Source organism: Roseixanthobacter psychrophilus, from assembly GCF_043195195.1.
In the GTDB taxonomy this organism is placed as follows: domain Bacteria; phylum Pseudomonadota; class Alphaproteobacteria; order Rhizobiales; family Xanthobacteraceae; genus NCEH01.
Genome location: NZ_JBAFWT010000031.1, coordinates 46520 through 65137 on the forward strand (window position 1 = coordinate 46520; position 18618 = coordinate 65137).

19 protein-coding genes and 1 tRNA gene are annotated in these 18618 nt (G+C 63.8%); 19 read left to right on the top strand and 1 reads right to left on the bottom strand.

From position 1 onward, the window contains the following. The first annotated feature begins 3 nt into the window (after positions 1-3). The 9 genes from V5F77_RS21595 (at position 4) to V5F77_RS21635 (ending at position 7150) form a co-directional block, all read left to right on the top strand. A complete protein-coding gene (locus V5F77_RS21595; protein ID WP_429007413.1) occupies positions 4-942 on the top strand; it encodes a carbohydrate ABC transporter permease in 939 nt (312 codons plus the stop codon). A 2-nt stretch (positions 943-944) separates the two neighbouring features. Then, positions 945-1814 (top strand): carbohydrate ABC transporter permease, encoded by an 870-nt coding sequence (locus tag V5F77_RS21600; RefSeq protein ID WP_429007414.1) that lies wholly within the window; start codon positions 945-947, stop codon positions 1812-1814. Between the two features lie 12 nt (positions 1815-1826). Then, the gene (locus V5F77_RS21605) at positions 1827-2978 is read left to right on the top strand and encodes an ABC transporter ATP-binding protein (protein ID WP_429007415.1); all 1152 of its coding nucleotides are present in this window, start codon (positions 1827-1829) and stop codon (positions 2976-2978) included. Beyond that, entirely contained in the window at positions 2975-3988 is a 1014-nt protein-coding gene (locus V5F77_RS21610; RefSeq protein WP_429007416.1) for a Gfo/Idh/MocA family protein, read from the top strand. The genes V5F77_RS21605 and V5F77_RS21610 overlap by 4 nt, the downstream gene beginning before the upstream one ends. Then, positions 3985-4695, top strand: coding sequence for a GntR family transcriptional regulator (locus tag V5F77_RS21615; protein WP_429007417.1), 711 nt, complete (start codon positions 3985-3987; stop codon positions 4693-4695). The genes V5F77_RS21610 and V5F77_RS21615 overlap by 4 nt, the downstream gene beginning before the upstream one ends. A 97-nt stretch (positions 4696-4792) precedes the next feature. After that, positions 4793-5581 carry an SDR family oxidoreductase gene (locus V5F77_RS21620; protein WP_429007418.1) on the top strand — a complete coding sequence of 263 codons (789 nt, stop codon included), beginning with the start codon at positions 4793-4795 and terminating at the stop codon, positions 5579-5581. A 9-nt stretch (positions 5582-5590) separates the two neighbouring features. Beyond that, positions 5591-6520 carry a dihydrodipicolinate synthase family protein gene (locus V5F77_RS21625; protein ID WP_429007419.1) on the top strand — a complete coding sequence of 310 codons (930 nt, stop codon included), beginning with the start codon at positions 5591-5593 and terminating at the stop codon, positions 6518-6520. Between the two features lie 191 nt (positions 6521-6711). Next, positions 6712-6788 (top strand) — tRNA-Arg (locus tag V5F77_RS21630). A gap of 146 nt (positions 6789-6934) precedes the next feature. After that, positions 6935-7150 (top strand): Arm DNA-binding domain-containing protein, encoded by a 216-nt coding sequence (locus V5F77_RS21635; RefSeq protein ID WP_429007420.1) that lies wholly within the window; start codon positions 6935-6937, stop codon positions 7148-7150. Between the two features lie 102 nt (positions 7151-7252). On the opposite strand, the gene V5F77_RS21640 is transcribed toward V5F77_RS21635, so the two are convergent. After that, a complete protein-coding gene (locus V5F77_RS21640) occupies positions 7253-7738 on the bottom strand; it encodes a hypothetical protein (protein WP_429007421.1) in 486 nt (161 codons plus the stop codon). A 799-nt stretch (positions 7739-8537) separates the two neighbouring features. Between V5F77_RS21640 and V5F77_RS21645 the strand changes: the two genes are divergently transcribed. From V5F77_RS21645 to V5F77_RS21690, 10 genes are read left to right on the top strand one after another with little or no spacing between them, the layout of a single operon-like run. After that, positions 8538-9344 carry an IclR family transcriptional regulator gene (locus tag V5F77_RS21645; RefSeq protein ID WP_429007422.1) on the top strand — a complete coding sequence of 269 codons (807 nt, stop codon included), beginning with the start codon at positions 8538-8540 and terminating at the stop codon, positions 9342-9344. After that, entirely contained in the window at positions 9338-10873 is a 1536-nt protein-coding gene (locus V5F77_RS21650) for a class I adenylate-forming enzyme family protein (RefSeq protein WP_429007423.1), read from the top strand. Before V5F77_RS21645 ends, V5F77_RS21650 begins: the two co-directional genes overlap by 7 nt. Beyond that, positions 10870-11694 carry a CoA transferase subunit A gene (locus tag V5F77_RS21655; RefSeq protein ID WP_429007424.1) on the top strand — a complete coding sequence of 275 codons (825 nt, stop codon included), beginning with the start codon at positions 10870-10872 and terminating at the stop codon, positions 11692-11694. Before V5F77_RS21650 ends, V5F77_RS21655 begins: the two co-directional genes overlap by 4 nt. Next, on the top strand, positions 11691-12422 hold the full coding sequence (locus V5F77_RS21660; RefSeq protein ID WP_429007425.1) for a CoA-transferase subunit beta: 732 nt from the start codon (positions 11691-11693) through the stop codon (positions 12420-12422). Before V5F77_RS21655 ends, V5F77_RS21660 begins: the two co-directional genes overlap by 4 nt. An 11-nt stretch (positions 12423-12433) precedes the next feature. After that, positions 12434-13564, top strand: a complete 1131-nt coding sequence (locus V5F77_RS21665) for an ABC transporter substrate-binding protein (RefSeq protein WP_429007426.1) — start codon at positions 12434-12436, stop codon at positions 13562-13564. 1 nt (position 13565) lies between these two features. After that, positions 13566-14675: an ABC transporter ATP-binding protein gene (locus tag V5F77_RS21670; protein WP_429007427.1), complete on the top strand. Its 1110-nt coding sequence runs from the start codon at positions 13566-13568 to the stop codon at positions 14673-14675. Continuing rightward, on the top strand, positions 14672-15550 hold the full coding sequence (locus V5F77_RS21675) for an ABC transporter permease (protein WP_429007428.1): 879 nt from the start codon (positions 14672-14674) through the stop codon (positions 15548-15550). The genes V5F77_RS21670 and V5F77_RS21675 overlap by 4 nt, the downstream gene beginning before the upstream one ends. Continuing rightward, the gene (locus tag V5F77_RS21680; protein WP_429007429.1) at positions 15547-16350 is read left to right on the top strand and encodes an ABC transporter permease; all 804 of its coding nucleotides are present in this window, start codon (positions 15547-15549) and stop codon (positions 16348-16350) included. Before V5F77_RS21675 ends, V5F77_RS21680 begins: the two co-directional genes overlap by 4 nt. After that, entirely contained in the window at positions 16317-17504 is a 1188-nt protein-coding gene (locus V5F77_RS21685) for a CaiB/BaiF CoA transferase family protein (RefSeq protein WP_429007430.1), read from the top strand. Before V5F77_RS21680 ends, V5F77_RS21685 begins: the two co-directional genes overlap by 34 nt. 17 nt (positions 17505-17521) lie before the next feature. Then, the gene (locus V5F77_RS21690) at positions 17522-18259 is read left to right on the top strand and encodes an enoyl-CoA hydratase/isomerase family protein (RefSeq protein ID WP_429007431.1); all 738 of its coding nucleotides are present in this window, start codon (positions 17522-17524) and stop codon (positions 18257-18259) included. The last annotated feature ends 359 nt before the right edge of the window (positions 18260-18618 follow it).

Below are 18618 nucleotides of genomic sequence, written 5' to 3' on the forward strand. Positions count from 1 at the left end.
ACGATGACTTCCACACTGGCCCGGTCGGACGACGTCAAGTCGCCCGGCTCGGTGGCGGACCCACGCCGGACCTCATGGCCCGTGCTCGTGATCTTCCTGGTGCCCGCGCTGGCGATTTACGTGGGGCTGACGGCCTATCCGGCCTTCCGCACCATCTATGACAGCTTCTTCACCATCGAAGGGCTCGACGCGACCTTCGTCGGCCTCGACAATTACCGCGCGCTGATGTCGGACGAGACCTTCTGGGTCGCCGTGCGCAACACCTTCGTGTGGTCCTTCATCGCGCCGATCCTCGACGTTTCCACCGGCCTGCTGCTGGCGCTGGCCCTCTACGCCGGCGTGCCGTTCGCCCGTTTTCTGCGGGTCGCATGGTTCACGCCGGTGCTCCTGTCCTATGTGGTCGTCGCGATCCTGTGGATGTGGATCTACAATTATGACTGGGGCATCCTCAACGAGCTGCTCCGCGCGGTGGGCCTGGGCGCGCTGGCGCAATCCTGGCTCGGCGACCCCAATCTCGCGCTCGGCGCGCTGATCGTGACCCACGCCTGGAAATGGGCCGGGTTCAACATGGTGGTCTGCCTTGCCGCCATCCACTCGCTGCCGCGCGAAGTGCTGGAGGCGGCGGACCTCGACAATTGCGGCTGGGGCGCCAAGTTGCGGCACGTCATCGTGCCCATGTTGCGGCCGACGTTGCTGAACCTCTACATCCTCGCCTTCATCGGCAAGATGAAGATCTTCGATTTGGTCTGGATCATGACCGGCGGCGGCCCGCTCTGGGCCACCGAGACCGTCTCGACCTATGTCTACAAGCGGGCGTTCAACTGGAACACGTTCGATCTCGGCTATCCCTCCGCCATCGCGGCGGTGTGGTTCGGCGTGGTGTGCGCCGCCGTGGTCATTCTGAACCGGGTGCTCGCCTCCAAGGACAGGCTGGAATACTGACCATGGCCCTCTTTTCCATGCTCGGCGCCCGCGACGCCGGCGCCACCCCCTTGCCGCGCCTGTTCGCGCGGGGTGGGCTGGCGTTGGTCATCGGCGCCTATACCATCTACACGCTCGGCCCGTTCCTGTGGCTCGCCACCATGTCGGTGCGCACGACAGGCGAGATCAGCCTCGACCATTACGCCTGGCCGAGCCCGTTCCATTGGGAGCAGTTCCGCATCGCCTGGGTGGATTCCAATTTCGCCACCTATTTCTGGAACTCCACCCTGGTGGTGGTGGGCGCGGTCGCGGTCGTCACCCTGGTGGGTGCGGCGGCGGCCCATGCGCTGGCGCGCTACCGGTTCCGTGGCAACCGGCTGATCTATGCGGTGCTGTTCTCGTCCATCATCTTCCCCCCGCAGATCACCTTGATCTCGCTGTACCAGATCCTGGTGGACTATAATCTCTACAACAGCCTGCTCGGGTTGAGCCTGGTCTATATCTCGCTTCAACTTCCCCTGACGGTCTATCTGCTGGAGGGCTTCTTCGCCCGCATCCCGCAGGACCTGTTCGATGCGGCGAAGATGGACGGATACGGCGATATCGAGATCTTTCGCCGTATCGTGCTGCCCATCGGCATGCCGGCGATCGCCACCACGCTGATCCTGAACTTCATCCAGCTCTGGAACGAGTTCCTGTTCGCGGTGGTGCTCATCACCGATCCCGACAAGCGCACGCTGCCGATCGGCATCCGCGCCTTCATGGGCGATCATTTCCAGGACATCGGCATGATCGCGGCGGGCGTCATGATCTCGGTGGTGCCGGTGATCATCGCCTACATCTTCTTCTCGGAAAAACTCATCCGCGGCATGACTGCCGGCGCGGTCAAGTAAGGGTAAAGCGCAATGTCGGTCGTCATTCTCGACAAGCTCTGCAAGCGCTACGGCACCAGCCAGTATGCCGTGGACCATGTGGACCTGCACATTCGCGACGGGGAGTTCATGGTGCTGCTCGGGCCGTCGGGCTGCGGCAAGTCCACCACCCTGCGCATGGTCGCCGGCCTTGAGGCCATCAGCGAGGGCACCTTGTCCATCGACGGGCGGGTGGTGAACAACGTTGCCGCGAAAGATCGCGACATCGCCATGGTGTTCCAATCCTATGCCCTCTATCCACACATGAGCGTGGGCGAGAACCTCGCGTTCGGCCTGCGCCGGCGCAAGGTGAATTCCGCCGAAATTGCGCGGCGGGTGAAGGAGGCCGCCGATATCCTCGGCCTCGGCGCGCTGCTGGAGCGCAAGCCGAGCGCGCTCTCCGGTGGTCAGCGCCAGCGCGTCGCGCTCGGCCGCGCCATGGTGCGCGAGCCCATGGTGTTCCTGTTCGACGAGCCCTTGTCCAACCTCGACGCCGCGCTGCGGGTCAACACCCGCAACGAATTGATCAAGCAGCATCACCGCCTCGGCTCCACCATGATCTACGTGACCCACGATCAGGTGGAAGCCATGACCATGGGCACGCGCATCTGCGTGATGAACGGCGGGAAGGTGGCGCAGATCGGCGCGCCGCTGGAGGTCTATTGGGAACCGGCCGACACTTTCGTCGCCCGCTTCCTGGGCTCGCCGCCGATGAACCTCTTCACCGCGCCACTGCGGCGTGAGGGCGAGGGCTTCCTGCTTGACGAGGGGGCATTCCACGCGCCGCTGACCCGCTGGAGCGCCGCGGCGCTGGCCCCCTATGCCGACCGCAAGATTACCTTTGGCGTGCGCGCGGAAGACCTGCATCTCGACCCCGCTGCGGCAGGAGAGGGCCTGCGCGGCCGCATTCGCGGCAAGGCGTTCGCCATCGAGCCGCTGGGCGCGGAAACCCTGGTCGTGCTGGAAACCCCGCTCGGGGAATGCACTGCGCGCCTGCCGCGCAATGTCATGATGCGTCCGGGGGATGAGGTCGATCTCGCCTTCGCCGCCAGCGCCGCCTATCTGTTCGATGCCGAAACCGGCCGGGCGGTCCCCGGCGAAAGCAATGCGCAAGGCGCGCTCCTGGCCGCGCGAGGCTTGCAGTGAGCCGGGAGCTTCGCATCGGCCTGATCGGCGCCGGCTGGGTCACGCAATATCATCTTGCGGGCTGGCGGGAACTGGCCGGCCGGGCGCGCGTGGTGGCCATCGCCGATCCCTCGCCGGAACGGGCCGCCGAACGCGCCGCGCAGTTCGACATTCCCGCCATCTTCGCCAGCGCCGAGGCGATGCTGGAGGAAGCCGAGCTGGACGCCGTCGATATTGCCGCGCCGCGCGCGGTGCATGCGGAACTGGTGCGCCTTGTCGCCGCGCGCGGCCTGCCGATCCTGTGCCAGAAGCCGCTCGCCCCGACGCTCGCGGAAGCCGAGCAATTGGTCGCCGATGTCGCCGGCTCCGTGCGCCTGATGGTGCATGAGAACTGGCGGTTTCGGACCTATTATCGCGATGCCGCCAGATGGCTGCGGGAGGGCCGCATCGGCACGGTGAAGGCCGCCCGCCTCATCCTCGCCACCAGCGGAACGATCGCCGACGCCGAGGGCAATTATCCCGCCTTGGTGCGCCAGCCCTTCATGCGCCATGAAAAGCGCATGCTGGTCGCGGAAGTGCTGATTCACCACCTCGACACGCTGCGCATGCTGCTCGGTCCGCTGAAGGTGGAGGCGGCTTCGCTGACCCGCACCTGCCCGGTGCTGGCGGGAGAGGACGGCGCCGTGATCCAGCTTGCCACACCCGAGGGGAATGGCGTCAGCGTGTTCGCGAGCTTCGCCGTGCACGGCGCGCCGCCGGCGCAGCCGGATTGGATGGAGATCCTGGGCGAGACCGGCACCCTCCGCCTGGAAGGCAACACGCTCTCCTGCTTCGGCGCGCACGGCGAAGTGTGCGCCTACGATCTGCCCGTCGCCTACCAAGGCTCCTACAGCGGCACCATCGCCCATTTCGTTGCGGGACTGGAAACCGGGGCGCCGTTCGAGACCGCGCCGGAAGATAATCTTGAAACCCTGCGCCTTGTGGAGGATTGCTACCGGCTATCCGGCTGGGACGGGAGGGCGCGGGGATGATGGAAGGCTCGATACCGGAAGGCCCGCTCCCCACCGGGCGCGATGCCAGCCAGGCGGAAATCGTCCGCCACATCGAAGAGGACATCATCTTCGGCCGTTTCGGGCCGGGCTCGCGCCTGGTCGAGGATACCTTGATGGCGCGCTACGGCGCGAGCCGGCACTTCGTGCGCCAGGCGCTGGTGCATCTGGAGCGCACCGGGATCGTCCGGCGGGAGAAGAACGTCGGCGCGACGGTGTGCTCCTATTCGGCGCAGGAGGTGCAGCAGATCTACGAGGTGCGCGAAATGCTCACCCGTCAGGCCGCCCTCATGATCGCGCTGCCCGCCTCCGCCGAGCTGATCGAGAAGCTCACGGCGATCCAGGCCGATTACGTCCGCTTTGCCGAGCAGGGCGATCTGCGCGGCATCCACGAGACCAACGACGCCTTCCACATCGCCCTTTTTTCCGCCTGCGGAAATCCGTATCTGGTGCGTTCGTTGCAGGATTACATGGGCCTGACGCTGCCGATGCGCGCCAAGAATCTCGCCGACCGGGAGGGGCTCGAAGTCTCGCGCCGCCAGCACGAAGCCATGATCGAGCTTTTGCGCGGACGCGATTCCTGGGCGTTGGCGCAATTGTGCGTGGAACATATGCATCCCAGCAAGGCGGACTATCTCAAACGCGTGGCGGCGGGCGCACAGCCTGCGCGCCTCGGCATCGCCGGCTAGGGTGGGATCCGCTCGGGTTCGATCGACCTGAGCGGTTCCCCGTCTCTGACGGCCTCTGACAACCCAGCCCTGTCACGGGGCCGCATGAGGACTTTCCATGGATCTCGGACTTAAGGACAAAACCGCCCTGGTGCTAGGCGCCGGCGGCGGTCTCGGCAGCGCCATCGCCGCGACGCTGGCGCGGGAAGGGGCGAAAGTTGCGCTCGGCGACATCGATGCCGGCGCCCTCGCGCGCGTCGCCGCGAGCATTACGGACGCCGGCGGCACCGCCTTCGCGCTCCCGGCCTGGGATCTCGCCGATCTCTCCCTGATCGAAAGCCAGATTGCCGCCATCGAGGCCAAGTTCGGCTCGGTCGACATTTTGGTGAACAACACCGGCGGCCCCCCGCCCACCCCGGCCGCGGGCCAGGACCCGGCACTGTGGAGCAAGAGCTTCCAGCAGATGGTGCTGTCCGTCATCGCCCTCACCGACCGGGTGTTGCCCGGCATGAAGGCGAAGAACTGGGGCCGCATCGTCACCTCCACCTCCTCGGGCGTGGTGGCGCCGATTCCCAACCTCGGCATCTCCAATGCGCTGCGCCTGTCGCTGGTGGGCTGGTCGAAGACGCTCGCCCGCGAAGTGGCGCGCGACGGCATCACTGCCAACATCGTGCTGCCGGGCCGCATCGCCACCGACCGCATCAAGTTCCTGGACGAGCAGAAGGCCAAGCGCGAAGGCAAAAGCGTCGAGCAGGTCTCCACCGAGAGCACCGGCACCATTCCCATGGGCCGCTACGGCGACCCGCAGGAATACGGCAACGTGGTCGCCTTCCTCGCCTCCGCCCCCGCCTCTTACCTGACCGGCTCCGTCATCCGCGTGGATGGCGGGTTGATCGCCTCCATCTGAGTGACCGCCATGCTTCTCGACGCGACCGCCTCCGGGCTGTTTCCCATCGCACCCACCCCCTTCCACGCTGACGGCCGCATCGACGAGGCGTCGGTCAACACCTTGATCGAGCGCTATCTCGCCGCCGGCGCGACCGGCGTCACGGTGCTCGGCATCATGGGCGAAGCGCCCAAGCTGGAGCCTGAGGAATCGCTCGCGATCACCTCCCGCTTCATCGACGGCTTCGGCAAGCTGCCGGTGATCGTCGGCGTTTCCGCGCCGGGCTTTGCCGCCATGCGCTCCCTGGCGCGCCAGGTGATGGAGAAGGGCGCGGCCGGCGTGATGATTGCCCCGCCGCCCGCGCTGCGCACCGACGACCAGATCACCGGCTATTACCGCCAGGCGGTGGAAGCCATCGGTGCCGACGTGCCGTTCGTGATCCAGGACTACCCGCTCACCCTCACGGTGCAGATGACCCCCAAGGTGATCCGCCAGATCGTCGAGGAGAACCCCTCCTGCGTGATGCTGAAGCACGAGGACTGGCCGGGCCTGGAGAAGATCTCGACCCTGCGCAAGTTCCAGGCGGAGGGCTCGCTGCGGCCGATCTCCATCCTCACCGGCAATGGCGCGCTGTTCCTCGACTTCGAGATGGAGCGCGGCGCCGACGGTGCGATGACCGGCTATGCCTTTCCGGAAATGTTGGGCGATGTCGTGCGCCTGCAGAAGGAAGGCAAGCGGGATGAGGCGCACGATCTATTCGACGCCCATCTGCCGCTGGTGCGTTACGAGCAGCAGCAGGGCGTGGGCCTCGCAACCCGCAAATACGTGCTGATGAAGCGCGGCTTCATCGCCTCCGACGCCCAGCGCAAGCCAGGCGCGGCCCTGACGGATGCGGCGCGCGCCGAGATCGATTATCTGCTCGCGCGCCTCGCCCGCCGTGATCCGCGGGCGCGGATCTAAGCGTGGTCTTTCCGCGGGCGCGGATCTGAGCGGCGCGGACGGCATCCGTAAAGACGGCGGCGCGGGCCTTGTTCGCGCCGCCGCTTTTTTGCCCGCGTCCCCGCCCGGCCGCGCGCGAGGCCGCGCTGGGATGTGGACCCCGCATCCCCCGTCTTCCAACGCGCCAGCCCTTGCGTTAGAACAGCCATGGGCTCCCGGTAGCTCAGCAGGATAGAGCACAGGTTTCCTAAACCTGGGGTCAGGGGTTCGAATCCCTTCCGGGAGGCCAAACTTACGCTTCAGGGCGTCGCATAAGGCTTCAAAATCATTTTAAATCAATGACTTAATCCCATTCCGTGGCGTCTGTTGCCGTGTCGTTGCATCTCATCAATTTGCAGGCATGTTCGGAGGCATCCGCGCGTGCCGGCAAAAGAGATGCCACCCCTCCAGCTGACCGGCCTCGCGCTTCGCAATGCCAAGCCGAAGGACAAGCCTTACAAATTATTCGACGGCGGCGGCTTGCATGTGCTGGTCAGTCCGAACGGCAGCCGTATCTGGCGCCTGGCCTATAGGTTCTCCGGCAAGCCGAAGCAGCTTTCCTTCGGTCCCTCTCCCCAGGTCGCTGGCCGACGCGCGCCGCAAGCGCGATGAGGCCGCAGGCTTTCAGCCACGTCCGCTTGTGGGGGGTGCATAGATGAACGCGGCGCCGGTGTTGCCGCTTCAAGACTTATTTGCCGCTTCGGGCCATCATCCTCAACACGCAACGCCCCAGGTGCCGCGCAGGGTGCGCGAAACCCCACCTTGGCCGATCAATAGCTGCGCCGGCCCGGTGCTGCTGTCGCTGGCGGGATTGTGCGTGATGCGTCCTGTGCGCCGAAGCTTCAGGCTGATCCCATCGCAAACTGCGGATTCCCTTGCGTCCATGAACGCGTCGGCATTCGCGATGTGGCAGACGTGAAGTCCCGAAAGCGTGCGGAACATCAGCTCTCCGTCGATCAGTTGCACATAATCCTTGGGGGAGACGCTAAACAAAAACATGCAGCCGCTCTGCTGCGAACTCCTCTCGTCATCCTCGGAAAGCGGCACCAAATTCGCGGCATCTTGCGGCAGAGGCGGGCTCGAAGTCTCCTGAGCGTGCCCAGCCTCCCCGGCAAGAGCACCACGCCCCACAGTAAGCGCGACCGCTGAAATCGATGGGACAAGCACAGCGAGGGCCACGAGAACACGCAATCCATTCATGAACGCAGCTCCCAAGAGGTGAAGTGGCTTAACGCGGCAGTCCGAGGCTAAAGTTTTCACAGCAGGTTTGAATCCGGATTTCAACCTGCTGATGTGCGCTGTTGACCCATTAGGCGAAGTTCGGAACGTCCGCTCGTCGAACCGGGCGGAGGGCGTAAGCAACTCCATCCGCCGCTGCGAGCAAGCCATTAGACATCGCGCAGGCCTTGCAGGCTGACACTCGTCCCCGCGCTCAGTTGCACTAGCTTAGTTGGCCGGTTGGGAGCAAGTCCGGCGCAACGAGAACGCTGGCTGAGGGCGGCGGCATGGCTGACGAACTGGTCGGCGGACACTTAAGTTTCTCAACAACGGTGCCGCCGAGCCAGAGGCACTAGACTCGCGCTAAACTACATTCATGCCAAGCATAGCTCGCAAGCATTTTCAGATCCACACCAGCCACGCCGCACAAAATCTTCCCGCGTACGATACGCCAATCGCAAGGAGTGTGAGCTCACCGGCGCGCCAGGAGCGTGAGCTCACAGGCCGAACGGAATTGGCACCTGCCATTCAGCCAGATGTTGCGCGAGAGACCGAGCGGGCCGGCTAAGGTGCCGCGCCCATCGGCCGGACGTCAGCGAGCCGCCTGCCGATCACGGAGCGTTTGTTGATCAAGGCGGTCTTTGGCTTAGGGAACCCGCCAGAGCACGGAACTCCCATTGCTAGAAAGTCAGCAATCCGGCCCTGCAGAACTTGACATGCACCGATCACCGACGCAGCATAGATCACATGTGGTGAACGCCGTTCACTTGTGGTGAACAAAATGACATCTGAACCTAAAAGACACCTGCACTCCCTCAACACCTCCCTTGATGTGCTGGAGCTTTTGGCCGATGCAGCAGACTCCCTAAGCATCAGCGAAATCGCCGCGAAGCTTGGTCTGGGCAAAGCGACCGTCCACGGCGTGGTGTCGAACCTCGAGGCACGCCGCTATGTCGAGCGACCTGGAGGGCGAGGGGGCTACAGGCTCGGGCAAAGGCTCTGGGAACTGGGTGTCATTGCCGGCGATTTTATCGAGATCAAGAATATTGCTCGCACTCATCTTGTTCAGCTGACGGAGATCAGCGGTGAAAGCTCCCAGCTTTCAGAATATGTGGACGGACGGGTCATTTATCTTGATCGCATCGAGAGCCCGAACCCCGTTCGTGCGAACATTCAAGTCGGACGTTTCTTTCCTGCGCATGCCGTCGCGACCGGCAAGGCAATGCTTGCCTACCAGCCAGAGGCGGAGATCGAGCGCATTTGTGCCGGTGGACTGACGGCTTACACGCCAAAAACCAAGACCGATCCGCAGGCCTTGCGGGAAGAACTCGCAGAGGTGCGGACGCGAGGTTTTGCGCTCAATCACGGGGAATACCGGGGCGAAATTGTCGGCGTCGCTGCGCCGATCCGCAATAGCTCCGGTGTCGTCGTCGCCGCGGTGAGCGTGTCGGGACCGGCCTATCGCTTCTCGTCAGAACGAGCGGTCTCGCTCGCCCCAACAATACAAGCTGCAGCTACGGAGATTTCGCGGAAATTGGGCTATCAGGCGAATGCGAGCCTGACGAAACTTGAGGTGAGCACATGCTGATTGGAGATTTGCTCCAAGAAATTCGCAGCGACAAGGCTGCAATCATATTTGAAGGCCAGACGATATCTTATAGCGCACTCGATGAGCTTTCGAACCAGTTCGCTCATCTATTCGGTTCGCTTCGACTAGAGCAAGGCGATCGTGTCAGCCTTCTCATCGGCAATGAACCATTCGTTGTTGCCGCCTATTTCGGGATGTTCAAGGCTGGGCTCATCGCAAATCCGATCAACAATCGTCTCAGCGCGGAAGATGTGGCGTATATTGTCGGTCATGCCGCTCCGAAGCTGATGATCACGACGCCGGAATATTTGCCGCTTGCGATCGAAACGGTCCAGCGACTGGCGGAAAAGCCCGCCATCCTCCTGCTTGGTACCGCCTCGGTCGACGGGCTGCCCCTGCCCGTCCTCCGCGAAGCGCGACTGTTCGAGCAGCCGCGCTCGCGACGCATGGTCGAGGGTCTGACCGAAACCACGCCGATCCTCCTGATATACACGTCCGGCACCACAGGCCGTCCGAAGGGCGTGTTGTTGAGCCACGCCAATGTGTGGGCCGACAGCGTGGCCCTGTCGCAGGCGTTCCGGCTCGACGAGAGCCATGTTGCCCTCTGCTTCATGCCGCTGTTCCACTGCAATGCTCTGATTGTCAGCCATCTTGCGGGTTTCGTTGCCCATTCAACAGTGCTGCTCTGCCGCAAGTTCAGTGCCCGCGAGCATTGGAAACTGGTGGCCGACCACGGTGTCAGAAGCTTCAGTGCGCCGCCGACGGTGCTCGCCATCCTGCTTGAGCGCGAGGCGGAAGCGCGTGCGGCAGGGGTAAAGCTTGATTTTGTGAAGACCGGATCGGCGCCGCTCACCATGGAACTCGCGAGCCGCTTCGAGCGCCGTTTTGGCCAAGACCTTCTTATTGAAGGCTGGGGTCTTACGGAAGGCACTGCAACCAGCACACTCAACCCCCTTTATGCCGGTGGCCGGCGTAAAATTGGATCGGTCGGCCAAGCGCTTCCTGGTCAGGAGGTCGCTGCCTTCGATGATCTCGGCCGCAAGCTCGGGCCCGACCAGGTTGGTGAGCTTTCGATCCGATCTCCAACGCTGATGCTCGGCTATTACAAAGATGACGCGGCGACCGAGAAGGCGCTCGTAAATGGGTGGCTCCGCACGGGCGATCTCGGGCGCGTCGATGCCGACGGCCATGTCTTCCTGGTCGGCCGCAAGAAGGAGATCATCATTCGTGGCGGTGAAAACATATCACCGCTTGAAGTTGAGGAGGTGATCTGTCGTCACCCCGCAGTACGCGACGTTGCTGTCGGTGGAATGCCGGACCGGATCTGGGGAGAGATCGTCGTCGCATGCATCGTGCCCTCCCAGGATGTCTCTGAGGAGGAGATCCTCAGTTATTGTCGGGACAATCTTGCCGACTTCAAGGTCCCCGTGCGCATCGCCTTCGCGGAAGATCTACCCCGCAATGCGACCGGTAAAATCCTGCGCCGCAATCTCAACGCGCTCTTCCAATCAGAAGGATCGAAAACATGAAGCAAATTACGCTTCAGGACGCAGCAAGGCTCGTCCGCGACGATCAGACGGTCACCATCGGCGGAACCCTTTCGCAGCGCATTCCCGCGGCCTTCGTGCGCGAGCTCGCGCGCAACAACGTCAAGGGCCTGCACCTGATCAAACCCTCGCCCGGCTACGACGGCGATGTGCTGGCTGCCGCCGGGTCACTCGCGAGCGTCCGGGCCGGGATGACCACGCTGGAGCAGCCGTTCGGCATGGCGCCGAATTTCCGCCGCGGCGCCGAGGCGGGAGAGATCCGCGTCATCGAGAACGCATGCCCCGCCGTGATGGCGAGCTTGCAGGCGGCGGCCTTCGGCCTGCCTTTCCAGGCGGTCGCGGGTCTCGATGGCAGCGATGTTCCGGAGATCAGCGAGTTCGCCCGGGTGAAAGACCCGTTCACCGGCCTGGATACCTGGGTCGTGCCCGCCATTCGTCCCGACTGGGCGATCCTCCACGTCCACGAGGCGGATGTCCTCGGCAATGCTCGGATCTACGGCACGCCGGTCTGGGACCGCCTGATGGCGCGCGCGGCCAAGCGGGTGATCCTGACGGCCGAGAGGATCCTGCCGACCGAGCATTTCGTGGCACAGCCCGAGATGACGATTGTGCCGGGATTGTTCGTCGAGGCCGTGGTGCACGCGCCGATGGGTGCGTGGCCGACCGCGGTCTTCCCTGCCTACGAGATCGACGAAACGGCGATGCGACGCTACCTGCAACTGAGCCGCACGCCTGAGGGATTCCGCCAGTATCTCGCTGAGACCGCTGCCCATGACCATGGCCAGGTCGGAGCCGCAGCATGACCGCGCGCTACGCACCCGCCGATATCATGACCTGCGCCATGGCGCGGCTCATCCGCGACGACGAGGTGACCTTCGTCGGCGTCAACTCGCCGATGCCACTCGCGGCTGTCGCACTCGCACGCAAGCACCATGCTCCGCGGGCCAATTTCGTGAGCGTCGGCGGCGGGGTCAACCCACGGATCGATCGCATCATCGCCACCACTTCCAGCGCCGAACTTGGAGTGGGCTCGGCCTCGATTTTCGACAATCAGGAAGTCTATGGCCTCAACGGCCGGGGCGGAATCGATCTGACCTTTCTCGGCATGGCACAGGTCGATGCCAAGGGTCGGGTCAACTCGAGCTATGTCGGCGACCGCGACAGGCCGAAAGTTCGCTTTCCCGGTGGCGGAGGCGCTCCGGCGATCCTGCCGAAGGCCAAGCGCGCGATCCTCTGGCGGGCCGGCCATTCCCGGAGCATTTTCGTGGAGAAGGTTGAGTTCGTGACGTCGCAGGGCAACCTTGAGCGGATCGTCACGCCGCTCTGCGTCTTCCTGTTCAAGGACGGCGAACTCGTCCTGGACAGCATCCATCCGGGCGTCGCGCGCGACGATCTTGCGAACGCTACCGGATTCACGATTCCAAACCTCGCCGACGCGCCCGTGACGCCCGAGCCGACGGACGAAGAGCTCTCGATCCTGCGCGCCATCGATCCGGAGAACGTCAGACGCATCGAGTTCGGTCCGCAGTAACCCATGACCGCGTGAGCCCGCGAAAAAAAGACGGGCTGCGACTTCAGGAGGAAAACATGACGCCAATCAGACGCGCCGCATGCGGCAAGATGCTTTTTGCAATGCTCGCCGGTGCTGCCCTCTTCGCGAATCTCGCCCATCCCGCCCGCGCCGAGGAGGCCACCCAAGAGAAAGAGCTGGTCTTCGGAGGCTTCGGCGGTTCGCTGCAGAAGGCGCTTCAGTCGACCGTTATTCCAGCCTTCGAGAAGAAATATGGGGTCCGAGTCATCTATGTGACCGGAACGTCCAACCAGATCCTCGCCAAGGTGAAGACCCAGAAGAATCGGCCGCAGATCGACGTGATCTGGGCAAACGATACAACCCATTATCAAGGCAAGGCCGAAGGCCTCTTCGCCAAGATCAATCCGACGAAAGTCCCGAACCTCGCGTATCTTTATGAGTTTGCGAAGGATCCGGACGGCATCGGGGTCGTCATGGGCATCCAATCGCTCGGCATCCAGTACAACACAGAAGTGTTCAAGCAGAAGGGCTGGAGCCCGCCGACATCATGGGCAGATCTGTGGGATGAAAAGTATAAAGGTCACGTCGTCGCATACAATATGCCGATCGGCTATACGAACCTTGTCTTGTCGAAAGTCGCCGCACTGAATGGTGGCTCGAACGAGCAGCTTGAGCCTGCCTGGGCGAAGTTCAAAGCCTTGATCCCCCATGCGCTCGCCTTCGTGGATCCCCCCGCTCAGATCGACGCGCTGTTCGGAACTGGCAGTGCCTGGATCGGCTTCAACGGCTCAGCGCGCGTCGCGGACCTCGCCAACCAGGGCGCGCCGGTCGCGTTGATCCTGCCGAAGGAAGGCGGAATCCTCTACCCGCAGCAATTCGACATCGTGAAGGACGCGCCGCATCCCGAACTCGCGCAGAAGTTCATCGACTTCACGCTGAGCCCGGAATCGCAGAGGCAAATCGCCGAAGCCATGCTGCTCGGCCCTGTCAACAAAACCGTCACGCTCGATCCAGCGGTCGCCGCCAAGGTGCCTTACGGCGCCGAGCAGGTGGAGAAGCTCGAGCATCTCGACATCTCGGCGATCAACAAGGATCTGCAAGCACTGACATCGCGCTGGACCGCCATGGTTGGAGGACGTTGAGATGAAGCCGTTCCTCGAGATCAAGGGCGTTACGAAATATTACGGTGCGTACCAGGCCGTCGACAACGTGTCGTTCGCCGCCAATCCCGGCGAGATCGTCGCTCTGCTCGGCCCGTCGGGCTGCGGCAAGACCACCCTGCTCAATATGATGGCGGGCTTCTTGAAGCTCGATGGAGGCTCGATCTGGGTTGGTGGCCGGGATCTCTCGGATGTCGCGCCGAACAAGCGCGACATGGGGATGGTGTTCCAGAACTACGCGCTGTTCCCGCACATGACGATCGAGAAGAACGTTGCGTTCGGACTTAAGATGCGCGGCGTCTCCCGCAAGGAAACCGATGCCCGCGTCGAGGAAGCCCTGGCGATGGTGCAGCTCAGCCACGTCGTGCACCGCTACCCCAAGGAAGTATCTGGAGGTCAGCAGCAGCGTGTGGCCCTGGCTCGCGCCCTCGTCGTCCGCCCTTCGGTCCTTCTTCTCGACGAGCCGCTCTCAAACCTTGACGCGCTTCTCCGCAAGACCATGCGGGAGGACATGCGGCAGATCTTGAAGAAGGCCGGGATCACCACGATCCTTGTCACGCACGACCAGGAAGAGGCGCTCGTCACGGCGGATAACATCATCCTGATGACGTCCGGCCGGGTCGAGCAGATGGCGACGCCGACCGAGCTCTACGAGCGCCCGCGCACCGTCTTCTGCGCGCGTTTCATGGACGTGACCAATATCTTCGACGGCATCGTCATCGGCAAGGAGGCCGGGCTCTCAGTGGTCGACACACCCCTTGGCCATCTGCATGCAGAAGGCTGCGCGAGCGATGTTGGCCAGCCGGTCACGATCGCTGTCCGCCCCGAGAACCTCTCGGTCACGGCAAATCACGGCGAGAACAGCGTTCGCGGCACGATCGTGCGCGAAAGCTATCACGGCGCGGTCCGCCGCCTCGACGTCGATGTCAACGGCTGCACGATCGTCGCGCACATACCGGTGCGCCGTTGCGTTGCAGGCATCGGCGAGATGCTCGAGCTCTCGTGGCCGGCCGAGTGCACGCGAATCCTGCCGCGCGGCAGCAGGCAACCCGGCGAATCTTCGCCGGCCCTCGCCAAGGTGGCCCTGCAATGAGTGTCGTCACCGGGACCCTGCCGCTGGTGCCCGCCCGCCAGCGCATCAGCCTGAACGCCTGGTGGCTGCTCGCTCCGACCGTGGTGGTCTACGCAATCCTGTTTGTGTGGCCTCTGCTCGGTTCGTTCTGGACGAGCCTGACGCCTCACGGCGTCTTGTCGTTGGAGTCCTACGAGGACTTCTTCCTCGATGAGTTCAACCGCTCCGTGCTGTGGCGCTCAGTCCGCATCAGCCTCGTGACGACGGCGATGACCCTCCTCGTCGGCTACCCCGTGGCGGTCTACCTGAGCCAGAACTGGCGCAGGGGTCGCTCAATCGTCGTGTTCCTGGTGATCGCGCCAATGTTTGTGAGCGCGGTCGTGCGCTCCTACGGCTGGATCATCATCCTCGGTCCCAATGGCATCCTCAGCAACGCCCTGGTCCAACTGGGCTTCTCCCCGGCCGCGGGGCGGCTGCTCTATACCGAGGCCGGCGTCGTCGTCGCGCTGACCCATGTCTTCCTCCCGTTCATGGTCATCGCCCTGACCGGCTCGCTCCAGCAGATCGACCCGGCATTTGCCCGCGCCGCGCGTAGTCTTGGCGCAAACGGCTTCGATGTTTTCTTCCGCATCACGTTGCCGCTCAGTCTGCCGGGTGTGACATCCGGCGCGATCATCGTGTTCTGCCTTGCGGCAAGCGGTTTCGTGACGCCTGCCCTTATCGGCGGCGCCGCGGTGCCTGTGATGCCCTATCTCATCTACAAGGAAGGTCTGCTCGTGCTGAACTGGTCTTTCGCTTCGGCCGTCGCCGTGATCCTCCTGGTCGCCACTGCTTTGATCACCGCGGTCTACACCCTTCTTGCGGGCGGCCGAGGCGGGCGGAGGGCGGCAGCATGAGCACCGCCGATCGCTTGCTGACAATCTACGTCTCGATCATCTCCGCTCTGGCGATCGCGCCGATCGCCATCGTGCTGATCGTCGCTCTCAACACCTCAAACTTTCTGAGTTTCCCGCCCGCGGGGCTCAGTTTGCGATGGTTCGCGCAGGTGATGAGCGAGCCCATGTGGCGCGACTCCCTCTGGATCAGCCTTCAGATCGGTGGTGCGGTCGCGCTTCTGTCGACAGCACTCGGTATCGCCACCGCGCTCGGCTTGCGCGCGATGAACAACACCATGTCGAGCGCGCTGCAGACCTTTTTTCTCTCACCTTTGATGCTGCCGACGGTCGTCATCGGCCTCGCGCTCATGCAGTTCTACAACACGATCAACATGCCGGCCTCGCTCATCACCGTGACCCTCGGCCAGTTGCTGATCGCGGTGCCATACGTCATTCGACTGGTGCTCGCGAGCTTCACCGGCGTCGATCTGCGTGTGGAGCGCGCTGCGGCGATCCTCGGCGCCAATCCGGTGCAGGTCTTCAGGTATGTGACCTTCCCCTTGATCCGCCATGCGGCGCTCGCTGGCGCGCTGTTCTCCTTCATCGTCTCGCTCGACGACGTGAACATCGCCCTGTTCCTGTCGGATGTTCGCACGACGCCGCTGCCGGTGCAGCTCTTCAGCTACATCGAGCAGAACGCCGACTCTCTTGGGGCCGCGGCGGCCTCGGTCCTCGTCCTGCTCGCCTGCGGCGCGGTGTTCATCTGCGATCGGCTGGTGGGCATCGAGTGGCTGTTCGGCATCGAGCGCAAGTCCAACTGATCCGCGGAGGCAAGACTATGCTTACTCTTGAAGGCGTTCGTGTCGTCGAATTCTGCGAGATCGCGGCCGGGCCGTTCTGCGGCATGCTTCTCGCCGACATGGGCGCGGACGTGATCAAGGTCGAGCGGCCGGAGGGTGACGGCATGCGCCAATGGCCGCCGATTTCCGGCGGCTTCAGCGAAAATTTTGCATCGGTGAACCGCAACAAGCGCTCGATTGCTCTCGATCTCAAAGATCCGAAGGATTTGGCGACCGCGCGGGCGCTGGCGCTGTCGGCCGACGCGGTGATCGAGAACTACAGGCCCGGCGTGATGAAGCGCTACGGACTCGACCATGCGAGTTTGTCCCAGTCCGCTCCCGACCTCGTCTACGCCTCGATCTCGGCATTCGGTCAGACCGGCCCGCGCGCGCAGGAAGGCGGCTTCGACCTCACCCTGCAGGCGATGGCCGGTGTGATGAGCGTGACGGGTGAAGCGGGCGGGCCCCCGGTGAAATGCGGCGTACCGCTCTGCGATTTTGTGAGCGGCCTGTACGCTGCCTTCTCCGTCGTCTGCGGGCTGCGCAAAGTGCGCGAGGGCGCTGGTGGCGATCACTTCGACATCTCGATGATGGGTGCGACCCTCGCTGTGGGCGCTCTACAGACCAGCCAGTATTTCGGAACCGGATCGGATCCGGAGAAGCTCGGCTCGGCCCATCCCCGCAACGCGCCCTATCAGGCGTTTCGCGCGTCCGACGGCTGGTTCGCCATGGCGGCGGGCAACAACCGCCTCTGGGAAAAGGTTTGCGAGATCGCCGGAACGATGGATCTGCTCCGCGACCCGCGCTTTACCACCTCGATTCTGCGCGCGCAGAACCAGCAAGCGCTGCGCGATCGCCTCGAGGCCGAGTTCACCCGGCAGCCCGCCGGCCATTGGCTGGAGCGCTTCGCCGCCGCGGGTGTGCCATCCGCCGAGATCAACACCTACTCGCAGGCGCTGGCCGACAGACAGGTCGCTCACCTGAAGCTCGTCGAGGACATCGTGCTTCCGGGAGGGGCCCGCACCAGGACGGTCGTCTCTCCTATCGTTCAATCCGGTCGGACGTCCGGTGTCCGCCGCGCGCCCCCCACGATCGGCGAGCATTCTGCCGAGATTCGCGCTGAAATCGTGATGTGACCCGGAGTATCCAGAGAATGGTTGAATCTCATTCGGCCGAATTGCGCGTCGAGCGCGTCGGCTCAGCGCTGAATTTGACGCTCACGCGACCCGAAAAGGCAAATGCGCTGAGCGCGACCCTCGTTGAGGCGATTATCGCCTGGCTCGAAGAGGCGGACCGCGACGGAACGGACCTCGTGGTGTTTCGTGGCGACGGCCGGAATTTCTGTGCCGGTTTCGACTTGGGCGACCTCGATGCCCAGAGCGACGGCGATCTCGTGTTCAAGCTCCTGCGCATCGAGACCATGCTGCAAGCCGTCGCGAATGCGAAATTCGTGACACTGGCTCTGGCGCAGGGCAAGGTCATTGGCGCCGGCTGCGACCTATTTTGCGCGTGCTCCGAGCGCATCGCGACGCCGGACGCGGGCTTTCGCATGCCGGGCTGGCGCTTCGGCGTCGCGCTGGGAACCCGCCGTCTCTCGGCCCGCGTCGGGAGTGACGCAGCCCGCTCGCTCCTGCTCGATACCCGCGCGTTTACCGCAATAGAAGCAAACGAGATCGGTCTTGCGACCCGTCTCGCGGAGGTCGAGCTGTGGCCGGAGGTGATCGAGGCGACGGCGGTGCGTGCGTCTGCCCTCGGCGCGCCGTCCCGCAGGATGCTGCTGGAACTCACGGCAGTAGATACACGTGCGCTCGATATGGCCGCCTTGGTCGCGTCCGCCGGCCGCCCCGGACTGCGCGAGCGCATCAAGGCATATCGCGCAGAACGGCCGTGAAGGGGCGCGGGGGCGGCGCCATAGATGGGCGGGCAGCCCATGTGTCCTCGCCTCAACCTGCGATGATCGCCTCGTCCGCGGTCTCCGCAGTCTCGCCTCGGCGTCGTCAGGTACAGGCCCGCTTGCGGTACCGCCAGCATAGGGAGGAGGCTCCCGCTTGTGCTGCACCCATTCGCAAGGTCACGAAATCGCACAGGAGGAATGAGTGCTCTCACGATGGTGTTGCGCTTCGCCGAACGGGTCCCGGCCATGTTCTCGTAGTGTCGCTTGATGACGCTGGACGGCACAGGATGGGCCACCGGCGATAGTGCGGGCGGCGTCAGCTATTTGGCGATCATTCAAGGTCTGCTATTGGCGCT